Source organism: Mycobacterium kansasii ATCC 12478, from assembly GCF_000157895.3.
In the GTDB taxonomy this organism is placed as follows: domain Bacteria; phylum Actinomycetota; class Actinomycetes; order Mycobacteriales; family Mycobacteriaceae; genus Mycobacterium; species Mycobacterium kansasii.
In genome coordinates, this window is record NC_022663.1 from 3438088 (window position 1) to 3455285 (window position 17198).

Consider the following 17198-nt stretch of genomic DNA (forward strand, 5'->3'; position numbering starts at 1 on the left):
CACCTTGACGCACAGCGCCGCCAACGAGAATCATGTTCTTTTGTGGGTGCACGCCGTTATCTTGTCCAGACAATTAGATGACTGACGATCTGTTGAGTTTGGCCGGACGCGTCGTGGTGATCGCCGGCGCCGCTGGTGGCGGTATCGGCACCACCGTCACGCGCCTGGTTGCCCAGGCGGGGGCGACGGTGGTCGCGGTGAGTCGCGGGCAGGACAATCTCGACCTGCACCTGGACCCGTTGATCGCCGAGGGACTTCCGGTGGTGCCGGTGGCGGCCGATATCGCCACCGACGACGGCATCGGGGCCACCATGGACGCGGTCCGGCGCACCGACGGCGAACTGCACGGCCTGGTCAATGTCGCCGGCGGCGCCGACCCGTCGACCTGGATGCCTGCGACCCGGGTAACTCGCAGCGACTGGCGCGAGCTGTTCGCCCGCAATCTGGAGACGATGTTTTTCATGAGCCAGGCGGTGGCCGCGGAACTGAAGCGACGAAAACGGCCCGGCTCGATCGTTTCCCTCTCCTCGATCAGCGGGTTGAACACCGCGCCGTTTCACATTGCCTACGGCACCGCCAAGGCCGCGATTGTGGCGGCGACCCGCACGATGGCCCTCGAACTTGCCTGCGACGCAGGCGAAGCCGCGATCCGGGTGAATGCCGTGGCGCCCGGGGTCACCGAGACACCGGCGTCACGCACCTACACCGACGAGGACCCCGACCGCGACCGCCGAGCCATTGCGATGGGACGGCGCGGACGCCCGGCGGAGGTGGCCGGCGCCGTCCTCTTTCTGCTGTCCGACCTGTCGAGCTACATCACCGGACAAACACTGCTGGTGGACGGCGGCTTGAACCTCAAGTGGGGACATCTGGACACCGACAACACCTCGCTGTTTCTCAAGGACCAGTCGTTTCGCGCGGCGATCAAGCGCTGGGAGGCCTGAGCTGGATGGAGAATTCGATGGACCCGGCAGAAACCGATGCCGAGCTGAGCGCGCCGGTCACGATCGGCGTCGAAGCCTACCTTTCCGAGGACTATGCCCGCGCCGAACGAGACAAGCTGTGGCGCAAGGTATGGCAGCAAGTCGGGCGCGTCGAAGATCTCCCGAAGGTGGGCAGCTACCTCACGTACGACATTCTCGACGACTCGATCGTGGTGGTGCGCACCGCACCCGACACCCTCAAAGCACACCACAACGTCTGCATGCACCGCGGCCGCCGGCTGGTGGATATCCCGGCGGGCGCCAAGAGCACATGCGGCCACAAGAAGTCGTTCGTCTGCGGTTTCCACGGCTGGACCTACGACCGGGACGGCAACTGCATTCACGTACCCGAACAACAGGATTGGCAAGGAGCCCTGACCCCGGAGAACACCCATCTGGCGCCCGTTCACGTCGACACCTGGGGCGGCTGGATCTGGATCAACATGGATCCGGGCGCAGAACCCCTGCGGGACTATCTCGAACCCGCCGCTACCATGCTCGACCCCTTCCACCTGCAGGACATGCGTTGCAAATGGCGGAAGTGGCTGTATTTCCAATGTAATTGGAAGGTGGCGATGGAGGCTTTCAACGAGACCTACCACGTCGCCACCACCCATCCGCAATTCAACAAGTTCGGCAACTTCCGCGGCTGGGCCAAGGCGCACGGAAAGCACAGCAACATCGGTTACGACGCGCCGAAAGGTCTGGAAGAGACCAAATCCAAGATCCGCCTCGGCACCGGCACCGACCCGCGCGTGTCGACAGCCGAAATGCAGCGCTACACCCTGGACGAGACCAACGCGACCACCACCAAGACGTTGGTGGACGCGGCGCTCCGGCTGGTCGACGAACTGCCCGAGGACACCCCCGCGAGTCGGGTGCTCGAGCACTGGCTCACCTCCGCACGACGCGACGACGCGGCCCGGGGCGTGGTCTGGCCGGCCATCGATCCCGAACACCTGGCCAGCAGCGGCACCGCCTGGCAGATCTTTCCGAACTTCCAGATCGGGCAGGGCCTGACCACCGCACTGTGCTACAGCGCCCGGCCGCACGGCTACCATCCCGACCAGTGCATCTTCGAAGCCGCCTGCTACGAGCTATTCCCGAAAGGCGAAGAGCCACACACCGAATGGGTGTACACACCACCGGACGACCCGGGCTGGCGCACCGTGCTGCCGCAGGACTTCTCCAACATGGCTGCGGTTCAGCGGGGCATGAGGTCACTGGGATTCCTCGGCCCCAAACCCAACCCGTACATGGAACGCAGCACCGCCAACCTGCACCGAAATCTCGCCGAATACCTGGGGACCGGCGCCCCACGCCAATTGACAACGGAGACGCAGCGATGAAGGTCAACATCGGTCTGGGCGCGCACAACTCGAACGACTGGGAACGAGTGCTGGCCGAGGATTTCGGCCACCCGCCGGCCACCCCCGACTGGCAGTGCGTGCAGGCCACGCTCGCACTCGGCGACCTGGCCGAACCGCTGGGGTTCGACGGCATCTGGCTGCCCGAGCACTGCGGTACCCCGTACGGCATGACGCCCAACCCGATTCAGGCGCTGAGCTATTTCGCCGGACGCACCGAGCGGGTCAGCCTGGGTACCTTCGTCGTCGTCGCACCGTGGTGGCATCCGGTCCGGCTGGCCCACCAAATCGCCTATCTCGACATTCTTTCCAACGGGCGGTATACCACGATCGGAATCGGACGCGGGGTGTCGAAGGGGGAGTTCGCCGCCGTCGGCGTCCCCCGCGAGGAAAGCCGCCAGCGCTTCAACGAAACGCTGGACATCCTGCAGCTGGCGCTGTCCGGGAAGCGGTTCTCCTACGACGGCGAGATCTTCACGGTTCCGGAGATGTCGCTGCGCCCGGAACCTCAAAGCCGCGACCTGTTCTCCAGGATCTACAGTTCGTCGTCGACGGCCGAGTCGCTGGAGATCCTGGCCCGCCGCGGTATGGTTCCGCTGTTCGTGGGCAACAAGCCCATCGCGGACGCCGGCCGGGAAGTCCAGCAGGTCAACATCTTCCGCAAAGAAGCGGGTCTGCCGCCCTGTCAGCCCAAGAACGTCATGTTCATGTACTGCACCGCCAAACCCGAAGACGCCGCCAAGTCCGAGGAGTGGATCTGGACGGCGAACCGCGACGTGACGGTGCACTACGGGTTTGCCGATGCGTCGAACTTCAAGGGTGTCAAGGGCTATGAGGCCTATGCGGCCCGGGAGGCCAGCGCTACCGCCGTGCTGGCCTCGTCGGTGACCGGTGACCCCAAGGGCGCTCCCAAGACGCCGGGCTATCACGCCTCCAACCTGCTGATCGGGACACCGGAGGAAATCTTCACGCGGCTTCGCGCCGCGCAGGAGGCGTGTTCGTTCTGCGAGCTGACCATCGTCCCACAGTTCGGCACCATGCCCTACGAGGAGGCGATGGCGAGCACCCAGCTGTTCGCCAAGGAGGTGCTGCCCGCGGCGCATGACATGCCGGCGCCGTTGCATCCGGCGGCGCTGCCGGAAAACGCCCTGGCATGACGGCCCCCGACTGCCCGCCGACCCAGACGCCGCAGGACATCGACCTGCCTGCGCTGCGGGAAAAGTACCGCCGCGAGCGGGAAAAACGGCTGCGGCCGGAGGGCTCGCGGCAGTACATCGAACTCGTCGACGACTTCGCGGGCTATTACGAGAGCGACCCCTACACGCCGCCGCCCGATCGCGCTCCGATATCGGCGGACATCGACGTCCTGGTGCTCGGCGGCGGTTTCGGCGGGCTGCTGTGCGGCGCGTATCTGAAGAAGGCCGGCGTCGACGACGTGCGGATCATCGAGCTGGGCGGTGATTTCGGTGGCGTCTGGTACTGGAACCGCTATCCCGGACTGCAGTGCGACAACGAATCCTACTGCTACGTACCGCTCCTGGAAGAGCTGAACTACATTCCGAGCAAGAAGTTCGCCGACGGCACCGAGATCTACGAGCATTGCCGGCGCATCGGAAAGCACTACGGCCTCTACGATTCAGCGATCTTCTCCACCCAGGTGCGAGCGTTGCGCTGGGACGACGAGATCAAACGCTGGCGGGTCGGCACCAACCGCGACGATGACCTGCGGGCCCGTTTCGTGGTGATGGCCTCCGGCCCATTCCACCGGCCCAAGCTGCCCGGCATCCCCGGTATCAAAGACTTCAAGGGGCACAGCTTTCACAGTTCCCGCTGGGACTACGACTACACCGGCGGCGACAGCAACGGTGGGCTGGTCAACCTTCGCGACAAGCGAGTCGGGGTGGTGGGCACCGGGGCGACCGCCGTCCAGATCGTGCCGTACCTGGGCCGGGATGCCAAGCACCTCTACGTCTTTCAGCGCACCCCGTCATCCGTGGGCCCGCGCAACAATGTGCCTACCGACGCTGCGTGGGTGAAATCGCTCAAGCCGGGCTGGCAGAAGGAACGCCAACGCAACTTCCACGCCTGGACGTTCGAGGGAATGGCGCTCGGCCAGCCCGACTATGTCTGCGACTTCTGGACCGAACTGGGACGCAACACCGCCGCACGGGTGCGCGCGCTGGCGGATCCGGCGTCGCTGACCCCGGAGCAGTTCATGGCGATACGGGAGGAGGAGGACTACAAGGTCATGGAACGCCTTCGGCGCCGGGTCTCGAGCATCGTCGAGGACCGCGAAACCGCCGAAGCGCTCAAACCGTACTACCGATTCCTGTGCAAGCGGCCGTGTACCAACGACGAGTACCTGCCGACCTTCAACCGCCCCAATGTGACGCTGGTGGACGTGTCCGCGACCAAAGGAGTGCAGCGGGCCACCGAAAAGGGCTTGGTAGCCAACGGTGTCGAGTACGAGCTGGACTGCATCATCTACGCGAGCGGATTCGAGATCACCACCGAGATCAGCCGCCGCTACTCGATCGACGCGATCGAGGGCCGCGACGGACATTCGCTTTTCGAATACTGGCGCAACGGCTACCGGACATTCCACGGCTTTACCAGCTGTGGGTTCCCCAACCAGTTCTTCACCGGCTTCACCCAGGTGGGTATCTCTGCCAACATCGCCGCAAACTACGAATTGCAGGGCGAGCACATTGCCTACATCATTGCGCAAGCGCTGGCACGCGGCGCCACGACCGTAGAGCCAACCCAAGAGGCACAAGATGATTGGTGCCGTATCATCCGGGAGACGGCGATCGACAACACCCAATTCGACATGGAATGCACGCCGGGCTACTACAACAACGAAGGCGGCGGCAGCGAAGGGATCCGGTCACATTTGGGCGAGCCGTACGGGCCCGGGTTCTACGCCTTTGGTGACCTGCTGAGCGCCTGGCGTGACCAGGGCGACCTGGATGGCCTCGTCCTGGAATCGTGATGACTCAACTGAGATTCGACGATCGGGTGGCCGTGGTCACCGGGGCCGGCCGCGGACTGGGCCGCGCCTATGCGCTGCTGCTCGCTTCCCGGGGCGCCAAGGTCGTCGTCAACGACATCGGCTCCAGCCTGACCGGCGACGGTATGGACCCGAGCCCGGCGCACCGGGTGGTGGCCGAGATCCGGGCTGCCGGAGGGGACGCCGTCGCATGCGTCGAATCGGTGGCCACCGCTGCGGGCGGCCAGGCGATCATCCAGACGGCGCTGGAACACTACGGGCGGATCGACGTCCTCATCCACAACGCCGGCACGGTGCGCCGCGCCTCGTTGAAGGAGATGAGTTACCAGGACTTCGATTCCGTCATCGACGTGCACTTGCGCGGAGCCTTCCACGTGGTGCGGCCGGCGTTCCCGCTCATGTGTGCTGCGCACTACGGCCGTATCGTATTGACGTCGTCGATCGGCGGCCTCTACGGCAATCATGGCGTGGCCAACTACGCCGCCGCCAAAGCCGGCCTGGTGGGCCTGTCCAATGCCGTGGCGCTCGAGGGAGCCCCGGAAGGAGTGCTCTGCAACGTGATCGTTCCCGCGGCGGTGACGAGAATGGCCGAGGGCCTGGATATTTCGGCGTATCCGCCGATGGGGCCAGAGCTGGTGGCACCGGTCGTCGGGCTGCTGGCGCACGAATCATGCCCGGTCACCGGCGAAATGCTGGTGGCGCTGGCCGGCCGGGTGGCCACCGCGGTGGTGGCCGAATCGCCCGGCGTGCATCGTCCGTCGTGGACGATCGAGGACGTGGCCGAGCACCTCGGCGACATCCGCGACCTCGCGGACCCTCAGGTTTTTCCGGTGGTGCCGGACGGTCACGGCGAACACATCCGATACAGCTTCGAGATGGCCGCGCGCAGTAGCGGATTGCGACATGCCTAGCAACAACGCGGGCCCGCTGGCCGGGGTGCGCGTCGTCGATCTGACCGCAATGGTGATGGGCCCCTACTGCACCCAGATCATGGCCGACATGGGTGCCGACGTCATCAAGGTGGAGCCGCCGAACGGCGACGACACCCGTTACATTTCGGTCGGCCCGGCCCGCGGAATGAGCGGTGTATTCGTAAACGTCAACCGGGGCAAGCGCGCCATCACCGCGGACCTGCGCTCCGAGTCCGGCAAGTCGGCGCTGCGCGCGCTCGTCGAACAGGCCGACGTCTTCATCCACTCGATGCGGTCCAAAGCGATCAACCGGCTCGGCTTCAGCTATCCCGAGGTAGCCGCCATCAATCCGGGCATCGTCTACACGAACTGCTACGGATACGGCCGGCGCGGACCCTACCGGGATCTGCCGGCCTATGACGACACCATCCAGGCGGCGTGCGGTCTGCCGTTCGTCCAGGAGCAGCTGACCGGTGAAGCCAATTATGTGGGAACAATTTTGGCCGACAAGGTGGCCGGTCTGACCGCTCTCTACGCCACGATGATGGCGTTGTTTCACCGGGAACGCACCGGTGAAGGGCAAGAAGTGGAAGTCGGCATGTTCGAAACGATGGCCGCTTTCATGCTGGTGGAGCACGCCAACGGCGCCATGTTCGATCCGCCGCTGGGTCCGGCGGTCTATCCGCGCACGGTGGCTCCCAACCGGCGGCCGTACCGGACCAGCGACGGCTACATCGCCGCGCTGATCTACAACGACAAGCACTGGGCGGCCTTCGTCGACGCGGTGCGGCCGCCCTGGGCCGGTAGTTGTTACGCCACGCTGGAGGGACGCGCGCGCGAGATCGACACGGTATATGCGCTACTGGCCGAAACGATTGCCCAGCGCACCACCCGGGAATGGCTCGATTTGTTCCGGGAGCTGGAGATACCGGCGTCGCCGTTGTCCAGTCCCGCGTCGCTGTTCGACGACCCGCACCTCCGTGCCGTGGATTTCTTCGAGACGGTGGACACTCCCCAAGGGCCGGTGCGCTTTCCGGGTGTGCCGACGTGGTTTTCCCGAACGCCGGGCCGAGTCGCCGGTCCGGCCCCCGAACTGGGTGCACATACCGCGGCGGTGCTCGACGAGCTGGGGGTGGGAGTCGAGGCCGACGCCGCCGAATGAGCCCGTCCTCGCGTGTCTTGAAGACGATTTCGGCGCTGCCGTAGCTAAGCTGACTGGGATCACGAGGAGGGGCAGCGACGTATCGGCAGCAACGACGGCGCCGGGCGGCAATCTGGTCAGGGCGCGTTAACAGCGAGCACTGAGCCGGGCGGAAAGGATTCCGCACCGGCACGTTCGGCACCGCGGCCCCGTTGGGTGGCCCCGGTGCGCCGCGCGGGACGGCGAGCTGTCTCGGAGCGGCCCGAGCGACACGGCGGTATCCCGGCGCTGGACGGTCTGCGCGCGATCGCCGTTGCCCTGGTTCTCGCCGGCCATGGCGGCATTCCCGGCATGTCCGGCGGGTTCATCGGGGTGGACGTCTTCTTCGTCCTCAGCGGATTCCTGATCACGTCGCTGCTGCTCGACGAGCTGCGCCACACCGGCCGTATCAGCCTGACCGCGTTTTGGATTCGCCGCGCCCGACGGCTGCTGCCGGCGCTGGTCCTGATGGTGCTCACCGTCACCGCGGCGCGCGAATTCCTTCCCTACCAAGCGCTTACCGGTCTTCGCAGCGACGCCATCGCCGCTTTCCTGTGGATGGCCAACTGGCGGTTCGTGGCGCAGAAGACCGACTACTTCACCCAGGGCGCCCCGCCGTCACCGCTGCAGCACACCTGGTCGCTGGGGGTGGAGGAGCAGTACTACATCGCCTGGCCGCTGCTACTGATCGCGGTGACGTTGCTGTTGGCGGTCCGCGCCAAACGCTACTTCGCCAAGACCACGGTGGGGCACGTGCGGTTCGCCGCCTTCGTGATCGCCACCCTGGGTGCGCTGGTCTCTGCCGCGGCGGCCATCGTCTTTGTCTCGGCGGCCACGCGTGACCGGATCTATTTCGGCACCGACACGCGGGCCCAGGCCCTGTTGATCGGCGCCGCGGCATCGGCTCTGCTGATTCGGGATTGGCCCGCGATGAACCGCGGCTGGTGCCTGCTGCGGACACGGTGGGGGCGGCGGATGGCCCGCGTGCTGCCGGTCATCGGCGTGGCCGGCCTGGCGGCGGCGACTCACTTCGCCACGGGCAGTGTCACCGAATTCCGGCACGGCCTGCTGCTCGGCGTGGCCGTGGCCGCCGTCTTCGTGGTCGCCCCGGTGGCGATCGAGCAGCGCGGCGCGGTGGCGCGGCTGTTGGCGTGGCGGCCGTTGGTGTGGCTGGGCGCCATTTCGTACGGCATCTATCTGTGGCATTGGCCGATCTTCCTGGCGCTCAACGGAGAACGCACCGGATGGACCGGGTTCAAACTATTCGGTGTTCGCTGTGCCGTCACCGTCGCCTTGGCCGCCGCATCATGGTGGTTGATCGAGCAACCCATCCGGCGCTGGCGGCCGGCGCGGGTACCGCTGCTGCCGTTGGCCGCGGCCACCGTGGCGACCGCGGCCGCGGCGACCATGCTGGTCGTGCCCGTCGCAACCGGGCCCGGTCTGCGCGAAGTCGGTCTGCCGCCCGGCGTTTCGGCGGTGGCGGCGGTATCCCCGTCGCCGCCGGGGCCGAGCCGGCCCGGGCCGAACGCCGGGCCGCGGGATCCCAACCGGCCGTTCACCGTTTCGGTGTTCGGTGATTCGATCGGCTGGACCATGATGCACTACCTGCCACCCACGCCCGGGTTCCGATTCGTCGACCACACGGTGATCGGCTGCAGCCTGGTGCGCGGCACCCCGTATCGCTACATCGGCCAGACCCTGGAGCAAAGACCGGAATGCGACGGCTGGCCCAACAGATGGTCGGCACAGATCAGTCAGGATCAGCCCGATGTCGCGCTGCTGATCATCGGTCGGTGGGAGACCGTGGACCGGGTCAACGAAGGAAAGTGGACCCACATCGGTGACCCGACTTTCGACGGCTACCTCAACTTCGAGCTGCAACGGGCTCTCAATATCGTCGGCTCCAGCGGTGTCCGGGTGATGGTGGCCACCGTCCCCTATAGCCGCGGCGGCGAGAAACCCGACGGCCGCCTCTACCCGGAGGACCAGCCCGACCGGGTCAACCAATGGAACACCATGCTGCGCAACACGGTTCGCGAGCATCCAAATGTCGGGATCATCGATCTGAACAAGAAGCTGTGTCCCGACGGCGTTTACACCGCCAAGGTCGACGGGATCCAGGTGCGCAGCGACGGCGTCCACCTCACTCCGGAAGGCGTGAAGTGGCTGTTGCCCTGGCTCGAGGAGTCGCTCAGGTAGTCAGGTGCGCGCCCAGCAGCTCAGTTCCATGCTGTCTTGGCGCCTGGCGGGGAAGTTGAAGCTCACATAGCCGTTGCCGGGATCACGCACATAATCCAAATAAGGCCGGGTGTCGGCGGCCTCGGTGTTGTCGGCGACGATCAACGCACCAGCGGACAGCGACGGTTCGAGCAACCGGATCACCGGCAGGTACAGCTCTTTCCAGCCGTCGAGCAGGACGAAACCGACCGGGCCGTCCAGGGTGGTCAGCGTCGAGAGCGCATCTCCGTCCAGAATGGTGATGAGGTCGTCCAGTCCGACTTCGGCGAAAGTCCGTTTCGCGGCGGCGATCTTGGTGGCGCTGAGCTCGGTGGTGACCACCCGGCCGGTCCCGTTGTCGCGCACCGCCGCGGCCAGATGGATCGCGGAAATACCGAAGGACATCCCGAATTCGACGACCGTGCCGGGACGAGTAGCGCGCACCAGCGCGTACAGCAGCTGGCCCGCTTCGGGGGTCACCGGGATGTAGAACGCACTCAACGCATCCGCGCGTTCGCGGCTGCTCATCGAGGAGAGCTGCTCGAGATCCTCCCGTTTGTCGCGCAACTGCGTCATCTGATCAGCGGTTTCGCGGTACATCCGATTGAGCGCCGCCGCGATCCTGGGTTCCTGCAAAGTAGTGACCATGGCTTCGAGGGTAGGTGGGGGCCGCGTAGCCCGTTTGACGAGCCGCCGATACCGGTGTAAGCATTAGACCCGCAAGCACCTCGGTAGGTGAGGCGTCTGCATGGATACAGGCCACTGACCCCGAACGTCGAGAGACGCCCCGGGTCAGGACAGCTCTTCCCGGCTTAAGGGTTGAGCCCAAGTGGCTTCCGGACGAGGTCCGGATACGCCGTGCAGTGCCGAAGCTCCGACGAGAGGGGTGTGCCCAGCCGTTGGCGCCGGGCGTTCCCGCCTCGTACAGGTGACTATGGTGACACCCGCGTGTGTCCTGGCCGTGAGGAGGTGAGGGCGAGATGAGTAGTCCGGGCGATAGTCCTTATCCGAAATCCGTCTTGTCCCGATCCGGCTCCGGCATCCCTGCCGCCTGAGCTTTCCCGGACTGCCGTTGCCGCGTGCGCATGCGCACAGGCCACTTAGCGGCGCTTGACCGGGCGCTCGAATCGCCGGCGAATGGCGCAAGTCGATCGGGCTGCCGGCAGGAGAGAGCAATGACCACGACAACCACGAACCACGTTGCACCACAATTGTTTACCCGGGCGACCAAAGGCCGCCGGTCGGTGCTGCGCGCCGGCCGTAGGCTGTCGGGCAAGCTGAGCGCGTCCTTCACGATGACCCCACAGCAGCGAGCCGACGCGTACCTGGCGCGGATGCCCATTGCGGTGATCACCGGCCCGCACTAAGCGCAACGTGTCACTACCGACTTAGTGGGGGAGGCGTCGATCCGGCGTCCCACCCGCTGAATCGGCCTGCCCGCCATGCCAACTTGACTGAGATAGCGAGTAATCCGATGACTTCGATCACCACCCGGCGCCACGGTGGCCCGCACGGTCGCACACCCGACCAAACCCCGCCCACCCCCGTCGTGCCCGACACCGCGGTGGTGGACACAGCACATTGTGGTGACATCGTCGGTGCCTTCGGACGGATTCCCCGTGACGGCGCGGGTGTGAGCCGCAAGCGCTGGGCACGCCTGCGGACCTTGATGGTCATCAGTGGTCCCGGCCTGATCGTGATGGTCGGCGACAACGACGCCGGCGGTGTCGCGACATATGCACAGGCCGGGCAGGACTACGGGATGAAGCTGTTGTGGACGCTGACGTTGCTGATCCCGGTGCTGTATGTCAACCAGGAGATGGTACTGCGACTCGGAGCTGTCGCGCGGGTTGGGCACGCGCGGTTGATATTCGAACGCTTCGGCAAGTTCTGGGGCGCATTCAGCGTCGGCGACCTGCTGATTCTCAACGCACTGACGATCGTCACCGAATTCATCGGCGTATCAATGGCACTCGGGTTCCTGGGTTGTCCCAAGGCCATTGCCGTTCCGGCCGCTGCGGTGCTGTTGTTCGCGGTGGTGGCCGGCGGCTCGTTCCGCCGCTGGGAAGCGATGATGTTCCTGCTGATCGCGGTGAACGTGGTGATCATCCCGATGGCGCTGCTGGTGCACCCGACCTTCACCGGGACCGTCGACGGATTGCGGCCACAGTTCCCGGGCGGACTCGACGCCACCGTGCTGTTGTTGATCGTCGCGATCGTCGGCACCACCGTCGCGCCATGGCAGTTGTTCTTCCAGCAGTCCAACGTGGTCGACAAGCGCATCACCACGCAGTGGATTTCTTATGCGCGAGCCGATTTGGTGCTCGGCATCGTCGTCGTGATGGTCGGCGCGACAGCGCTGATGGCGGTGACCGCGTTCGGATTGTCCGGCTCCGCCGACGCCGGCCATTTCACCGACGCGGGGGCGGTGGCGACGGGGCTGGCCAACCACTTCAGCGGCACGGTGGGCCTGCTGTTCGCGATCATTCTGCTCGACGCGTCACTGATCGGGGCGAACGCGATCGGCCTGGCCACCACCTATGCCGTCGGTGACGCGATGGGCAAGCGGCACTCACTGCACTGGAAGGTCAGCGAAGCGCCACTGTTCTACGGCGGCTACGCGGTCCTTCTTGCGGTGTCGGCCGCAATTGCGTTCAGTCCTGATCAGGTCCTGGGCCTGGTGACCCAGGGCGTGCAGGCGCTCGCCGGCATCCTGTTGCCCTCGGCGACCGTCTTCCTGGTCCTGTTGTGCAATGACCGCGCGGTTCTGGGGCCATGGACAAACACGCTGCGGCAGAACATCTTTGCCTGGTCGACGGTGTGGTGTCTGGTGTTGCTGTCGCTCGCGTTGACGGCGGCGACGTTCTTCCCGCATCTGTCCACCACCACCCTGGTGGCCGGGCTCGCGGCCGGAGCGGCGGCCGGCATCATCGGCGGCACCGCCGTGCTGATCGCCGGCCGGCGCAAGGGTAACCGCCGCGAAGCGGAGACGATCTCGCAGGCATTCGGCGGCGGCCTGGATCCTCAAGACGTCGACGAACTCGAGGACACCTCGTTGCTGACCCGCGCCGAGCGGCGTGCTGTGCGCCGGCAGGACCGGGCGAACTGGCGTACCCCCGATCTGGCCACCATTACCCGCCCAACCATGTCACCGGGCCGTCGTGCGGGCCTGTTCACCCTGCGCGGCTACCTGGTGGTGGCGGTCGTGCTGGTCGTGGTCAAGGTCGTCGAGGCCGGCCTGGGCTGAACCGGGACCACCACACGCGGCACTGTCCACCCCGACGGCGCTGATCCAATAGCGCCCCCGGTGGTCGTCCGCAACCGCGGCTTTCCCATCAGCCGCATCAGTCTCCGCGGGTTCGGGGTATCTCGCCTTGCCCGACTGTCAGCGACAAATTCGTTGCACCCCTGGGCTTGTCGCCAAAAGGAATGATCGGCGGAGCCAGGACTCCGCGCAGCGCGGTGACCCACATCAGCACCGTCTCAGGCGACCACTTCGATCGGATCGCCGACGTTGACGGTGTTGAAGTACCAGGCGGCATTGTCCGGGCTGAGGTTGATGCAGCCATGGCTGACGTTGGCGTAGCCCTGTGAGTTGACCGACCACGGCGCCGAGTGCACGTACACGCCGCTCCAGGTGACCCGAACCGCATAGGAGGCGGTGATCAGATAACCGTCGGAAGAGTTCAGCGGAATGCCGATGGTGCGTGAATCCATCACCACGGTGCGCTCTTTCGACAGCGCACTGAAGTTGCCGACCGGCGTCGGACGGCTGGGCTTGCCCATCGACGCCGGCATGGTGCGCAGGACCTCTCCGTTTCGGCTGACGGTGAACGTGTGCGCCGAGATGCTGGCCACCCCGAGCAGCTCGTCACCGGTTTCGAAGCCGTCCGTCAGCTCCTGCACACCCACCGAAATGTGGCTATGGGCCGGCCAGTAGTGGTCGGGAATCCACTGCACGACGAAGCTGTCGACCCACTCGAAATGTCCGGTCATGTTGCTGGGGGAGGTGACACGAATGGCTCGTTCGGCGGCGCGGCGATCGAGGACCGGAGCACTGAAGGTCACCACCACCGGGTGTGCCACGCCCACCACCGCGCCATTGGCCGGCAACACCGCGGCGACTCCGGGCACGGGCTGCGGCAGGGGCACCGCGGCGCTCGCCAGAGCGCCCGACCCGGCCAGGGCCATCGTCGTGATTGCAACCATAACGAACAGATAACGAACTGCGTGGCGCATGACGGTCACCCTTCGGGACGGTGCAATCAACACAACCGCATTCTAGGGCTGTGTACCCGCTACGTGCTGCAGCAAACATCTCGGACTGGCGGTCCGGCTTTGCTCCGGTCGTCATGGTAGCGGTCCGTCATCAGCCTTGCCCGGGCTGCGGCGCGGCTGGCGCCCCGCTGCGGCAGCACTCCCTCCACGCGCCGATCGCGTCGCTGCCCATCGAGTCAGCGCCCGGGCGATGGCCGGCGTCGCGTGCCACGAAGCTGGCCCGGCGCCCCGGGCGCGCGGTCTCGGCCTGTTGAGACTGGCTGACGGGCCGACGACACGTTAGCCTCAGCGAAATCGTGCTCCACCGCCGAGGAGGTGTAAGTGCTCTTTCGTCAGCTGGAGTATTTCGTGGCGGTCGCCCAGGAGCGGCACTTCGCCCGGGCGGCAGAGAAGTGTTACGTCTCACAACCCGCGCTGTCGTCGGCGATCGCCAAGCTCGAGCGTGAACTCAACGTCACCCTGATCAACCGCGGCCATAGCTTCGAGGGCCTGACTCCCGAGGGGGAGCGGTTGGTGGTGTGGGCCAAGCGGATTCTGGCCGAGCACGACGCGTTCAAGGCCGAGGTGGACGCGGTGCGCTCCGGTGTCACCGGGACGCTGCGGCTGGGTACGGTCCCGTCCGCGTCGACGACGGCGTCCCTGGTGCTGTCCGGTTTCTGTTCGGCGCACCCGTTGGTGAAGGCCCAAATCTGCTCCCGGCTGGCCTCAACCGAGCTGTACCGCCGGCTACGAGACTTCGAACTCGACGCGATCATCGTGCATCCGACAACAGAAGACAGCCGCGACGTCGATGTGGTGCCGCTCTACGAGGAGCGCTATGTGCTGCTCGTGCCGCCCGACATGGTGCCCGCGGGGGCGTCGACGGTGCGCTGGCCGGACGCCGCGCAACTGCCGCTGGCGCTGCTCTCGCCGGACATGCGGGACCGCCAGATCATCAACGCTGCCTTCGCCGAGCATGCCATCACGGTCAGCCCCCAGGTCGAGACGGACTCTGTCGCTTCGCTCATCGCCCAGGTGGCCACCGGCAACTGGGCGTCCATCGTTCCGCACACCTGGCTATGGACCACGCCGACCGGCGGCGAGATTCGTCCGGTCCCGTTGGTAGACCCCATTCGCAAAGCCCAGATCGGTTTGGTCACCAACTCCGCCGGCCCGGGATCGCCCGTCGCCCGCGCGCTCGTCGCATGTGCGCAGGAGTTGGACCTGGGCGAGTTCTTCGACGCCCGGATGTCGGGAATCAGCCGCCGGCGCTGACCGGTGCCGGCGGGGCGGTGGCGGCGCTGGTGGGGTTCAGGCTCGCCAGGTGTCCGCTCTCCACCCCGGCGGCCGGGCTGAGCTCGCAATCGATGATCGACGGTCCCCCCGACGCCAACGCCTCGGTCAGTGCCGCGGTCAGTTCCGCCGGTGTGGTGACGTGATATCCCTTGCCGCTGAAGGCTTCTGCGATCAGCTCGTGACGCGCCCGAGCGTTCAGCACGGTAGGCGCCGGATCGCTGCCGGACGCCGACGCCTCGTCGCCGCGGTAGACGCCGCCGTTGTTGAGGATGACCACGGTCACCGGAAGTCGATACCGGCAGATGGTCTCGACTTCCATGCCCGAAAAGCCGAATGCGCTGTCCCCCTCGATCGCGATCACCGGCCGCCCGGTCTCCACCGCGGCCGCGATCGAGTAGCCCAGGCCGATGCCCATCACCCCCCAGGTACCGGTGTCGAGCCGGTGCCGCGGCAACTGCATGTCGATGACGTTGCGGGCCAGGTCCAGCGCGTTGGCACCTTCGTTGATCACATACACATCGGGATTGCGTTGCAGCACGGCGCGAATGGCGCCGAGCGCGTTGTAGAACCGCATCGGGTGCGGGTCTTCGGCCAGCCGCTCGCGCATCTTGGCGTCGTTGCGCGCCTTGCGATCCGACAGCTCGCCGGTCCATTGCGCCGGCGCCACGACGGGACGTCCGGCCAGGCCGTCCAGCAGGGCCGACATCACCGAGCCGATGTCACCGGACAGCGGAGCCGCCACCGGCCGGTTGCTGTCGAACTCCGACGCCGCGATATCGACCTGGATGAACTTGGCGTCGGCCGCCCACTGCGGCGACTCGCCGTGGCCCAGAAGCCAATTCAGCCGGGCGCCGACCAGCACGACGGTGTCGGCACGCGCGATGGCCAGCGAGCGGGCCGCGCCGGCGGACTGCGGATGGGAGTCCGGCAGTAGCCCCTTGGCCATCGACATGGGCAGGAACGGAATTCCCGTGGTCTCGATAAACTCGCGAATCACGTTGTCGGCCCGGGCATATGCCGCGCCTTTGCCGAGTACGATCAGCGGCCGCCGGGCCGTGGCGAGTAACTGCAGGGCGCGGTCGACAGCCTCGGCCGCGGGAAGTTGTCGCGGTGCCGGGTCGACCAGCCGCCAGATGCTGTCGGCGGCAACGGAGACCTCCAATGCCTGACCGAGCACCTCACCGGGGATGTCGAGGTAGACACCGCCCGGCCGACCCGAAATCGCGGTGCGAATGGCGCGCGCGACCCCGAGCCCGATGTCCTCCACCCGGTTAATCCGGTAGGCCGCCTTGGCGAACGGCCGGGCGGCATTGAGCTGGTCGATCTCCTGGTAGTCGCCGCGCTGCAGGTCCACGATGGACCGCCGGCTCGAACCCGAGATCTGGATCATCGGGAAGCAGTTTGCCGTGGCGTTGGCCAGCGCGGGCAGGCCGTTGAGAAAGCCGGGGCCGGACGTCGTCAGGCAGATGCCGGGACGCGCCGTAAGGAAACCGGCGGCCGCCGCCGCATTCCCGGCCGAGCCCTCATGGCGGAAGCCGATGTAACGGATACCAGCGGCCTGGGCGGTTCGGGCGAGGTCGGTGATCGGGATGCCGACGATGCCGTAGATGGTGTCGACGTCGTTGGCCTTGAGGGCATCCACCATGAGGTGAAAGCCGTCGGTCAGGCGATCCTTGGCCGGTCCAGCCGCCGCTGCGCCGGGAGATGCCGATTGCGTGGTCATGGTGGCGACTCCTGGTGTCTGAGGGGGACCGGAGTGTTCCCCGCCGCGGATGTCTCGGTCATCACTTTGTTCCAGTGCCCGGGCTGTGTCCAAGACCGGGTCGCTATTCAGTGATTTACGTTGTCTATCGACCGCGGCCGCCAGGAGCTTACGGGGTGCATTCGATAGGTTCCGACTATCGAGCGGTAGCGGATCGGTATTGGACAAGCAGCATTGTCACCGGCAGGGTGGCCATCAGGAGCCGATCCGGCACC

General features: G+C 66.3%; 13 protein-coding genes and 1 riboswitch. Of the genes, 10 read left to right on the top strand and 3 right to left on the bottom strand.

Annotation, left to right across the window (positions count from 1 at the left end):
* The first annotated feature begins 77 nt into the window (after window positions 1-77).
* The 7 genes from MKAN_RS15015 (at window position 78) to MKAN_RS15045 (ending at window position 9650) form a co-directional block, all read left to right on the top strand.
* On the top strand, window positions 78-944 hold the full coding sequence (locus tag MKAN_RS15015; protein WP_023369390.1) for an SDR family NAD(P)-dependent oxidoreductase: 867 nt from the start codon (window positions 78-80) through the stop codon (window positions 942-944).
* A 17-nt stretch (window positions 945-961) separates the two neighbouring features.
* Window positions 962-2332 (top strand): aromatic ring-hydroxylating oxygenase subunit alpha, encoded by a 1371-nt coding sequence (locus tag MKAN_RS15020; protein WP_036443898.1) that lies wholly within the window; start codon window positions 962-964, stop codon window positions 2330-2332.
* On the top strand, window positions 2329-3507 hold the full coding sequence (locus MKAN_RS15025; protein ID WP_023369394.1) for an LLM class flavin-dependent oxidoreductase: 1179 nt from the start codon (window positions 2329-2331) through the stop codon (window positions 3505-3507). Before MKAN_RS15020 ends, MKAN_RS15025 begins: the two co-directional genes overlap by 4 nt.
* Window positions 3504-5342, top strand: coding sequence for a flavin-containing monooxygenase (locus MKAN_RS15030; protein WP_023369396.1), 1839 nt, complete (start codon window positions 3504-3506; stop codon window positions 5340-5342). Before MKAN_RS15025 ends, MKAN_RS15030 begins: the two co-directional genes overlap by 4 nt.
* Window positions 5342-6271 (top strand): SDR family NAD(P)-dependent oxidoreductase, encoded by a 930-nt coding sequence (locus tag MKAN_RS15035; protein ID WP_023369398.1) that lies wholly within the window; start codon window positions 5342-5344, stop codon window positions 6269-6271. The genes MKAN_RS15030 and MKAN_RS15035 overlap by 1 nt, the downstream gene beginning before the upstream one ends.
* Window positions 6264-7433, top strand: a complete 1170-nt coding sequence (locus MKAN_RS15040; protein ID WP_023369399.1) for a CaiB/BaiF CoA transferase family protein — start codon at window positions 6264-6266, stop codon at window positions 7431-7433. The genes MKAN_RS15035 and MKAN_RS15040 overlap by 8 nt, the downstream gene beginning before the upstream one ends.
* A 204-nt stretch (window positions 7434-7637) precedes the next feature.
* Window positions 7638-9650, top strand: a complete 2013-nt coding sequence (locus tag MKAN_RS15045) for an acyltransferase family protein (protein ID WP_036443900.1) — start codon at window positions 7638-7640, stop codon at window positions 9648-9650.
* Here the strand turns inward: MKAN_RS15045 and MKAN_RS15050 are convergent, their stop codons facing one another.
* Window positions 9651-10316 (bottom strand): O-methyltransferase, encoded by a 666-nt coding sequence (locus MKAN_RS15050; RefSeq protein ID WP_023369404.1) that lies wholly within the window; start codon window positions 10314-10316, stop codon window positions 9651-9653.
* A gap of 72 nt (window positions 10317-10388) precedes the next feature.
* Window positions 10389-10561: riboswitch (M-box (ykoK) riboswitch) on the top strand.
* A 282-nt stretch (window positions 10562-10843) separates the two neighbouring features.
* Between MKAN_RS15050 and MKAN_RS15055 the strand changes: the two genes are divergently transcribed.
* On the top strand, window positions 10844-11035 hold the full coding sequence (locus tag MKAN_RS15055; RefSeq protein ID WP_023369406.1) for a hypothetical protein: 192 nt from the start codon (window positions 10844-10846) through the stop codon (window positions 11033-11035).
* 107 nt (window positions 11036-11142) lie between these two features.
* Window positions 11143-12915 (top strand): NRAMP family divalent metal transporter, encoded by a 1773-nt coding sequence (locus tag MKAN_RS15060; protein WP_023369408.1) that lies wholly within the window; start codon window positions 11143-11145, stop codon window positions 12913-12915.
* A gap of 236 nt (window positions 12916-13151) precedes the next feature.
* Here MKAN_RS15060 and MKAN_RS15065 read toward each other — a convergent pair whose 3' ends face one another.
* Window positions 13152-13907, bottom strand: a complete 756-nt coding sequence (locus MKAN_RS15065) for a L,D-transpeptidase (RefSeq protein ID WP_036443902.1) — start codon at window positions 13905-13907, stop codon at window positions 13152-13154.
* Between the two features lie 360 nt (window positions 13908-14267).
* Between MKAN_RS15065 and MKAN_RS15070 the strand changes: the two genes are divergently transcribed.
* On the top strand, window positions 14268-15200 hold the full coding sequence (locus tag MKAN_RS15070) for a LysR family transcriptional regulator (RefSeq protein WP_023369411.1): 933 nt from the start codon (window positions 14268-14270) through the stop codon (window positions 15198-15200).
* Here the strand turns inward: MKAN_RS15070 and oxc are convergent.
* Window positions 15184-16944 carry an oxalyl-CoA decarboxylase gene (oxc, locus tag MKAN_RS15075; RefSeq protein WP_023369414.1) on the bottom strand — a complete coding sequence of 587 codons (1761 nt, stop codon included), beginning with the start codon at window positions 16942-16944 and terminating at the stop codon, window positions 15184-15186. The genes MKAN_RS15070 and oxc overlap by 17 nt on opposite strands.
* Window positions 16945-17198 lie beyond the last annotated feature (254 nt).

Excerpts from the sequence above, each read along its gene's own strand:
- MKAN_RS15050 (WP_023369404.1), bottom strand. The coding sequence starts at position 10,316 with ATGGTCACTACTTTGCAGGAACCCAGGATCGCGGCGGCGCTCAATCGG.
- MKAN_RS15035 (WP_023369398.1), top strand. The coding sequence starts at position 5,342 with ATGACTCAACTGAGATTCGACGATCGGGTGGCCGTGGTCACCGGGGCC.
- MKAN_RS15020 (WP_036443898.1), top strand. The coding sequence starts at position 962 with ATGGACCCGGCAGAAACCGATGCCGAGCTGAGCGCGCCGGTCACGATC.
- MKAN_RS15065 (WP_036443902.1), bottom strand. The coding sequence starts at position 13,907 with ATGCGCCACGCAGTTCGTTATCTGTTCGTTATGGTTGCAATCACGACG.
- MKAN_RS15055 (WP_023369406.1), top strand. The coding sequence starts at position 10,844 with ATGACCACGACAACCACGAACCACGTTGCACCACAATTGTTTACCCGG.
- MKAN_RS15015 (WP_023369390.1), top strand. The coding sequence starts at position 78 with ATGACTGACGATCTGTTGAGTTTGGCCGGACGCGTCGTGGTGATCGCC.
- oxc (WP_023369414.1), bottom strand. The coding sequence starts at position 16,944 with ATGACCACGCAATCGGCATCTCCCGGCGCAGCGGCGGCTGGACCGGCC.
- MKAN_RS15030 (WP_023369396.1), top strand. The coding sequence starts at position 3,504 with ATGACGGCCCCCGACTGCCCGCCGACCCAGACGCCGCAGGACATCGAC.
- MKAN_RS15060 (WP_023369408.1), top strand. The coding sequence starts at position 11,143 with ATGACTTCGATCACCACCCGGCGCCACGGTGGCCCGCACGGTCGCACA.
- MKAN_RS15025 (WP_023369394.1), top strand. The coding sequence starts at position 2,329 with ATGAAGGTCAACATCGGTCTGGGCGCGCACAACTCGAACGACTGGGAA.
- MKAN_RS15040 (WP_023369399.1), top strand. The coding sequence starts at position 6,264 with ATGCCTAGCAACAACGCGGGCCCGCTGGCCGGGGTGCGCGTCGTCGAT.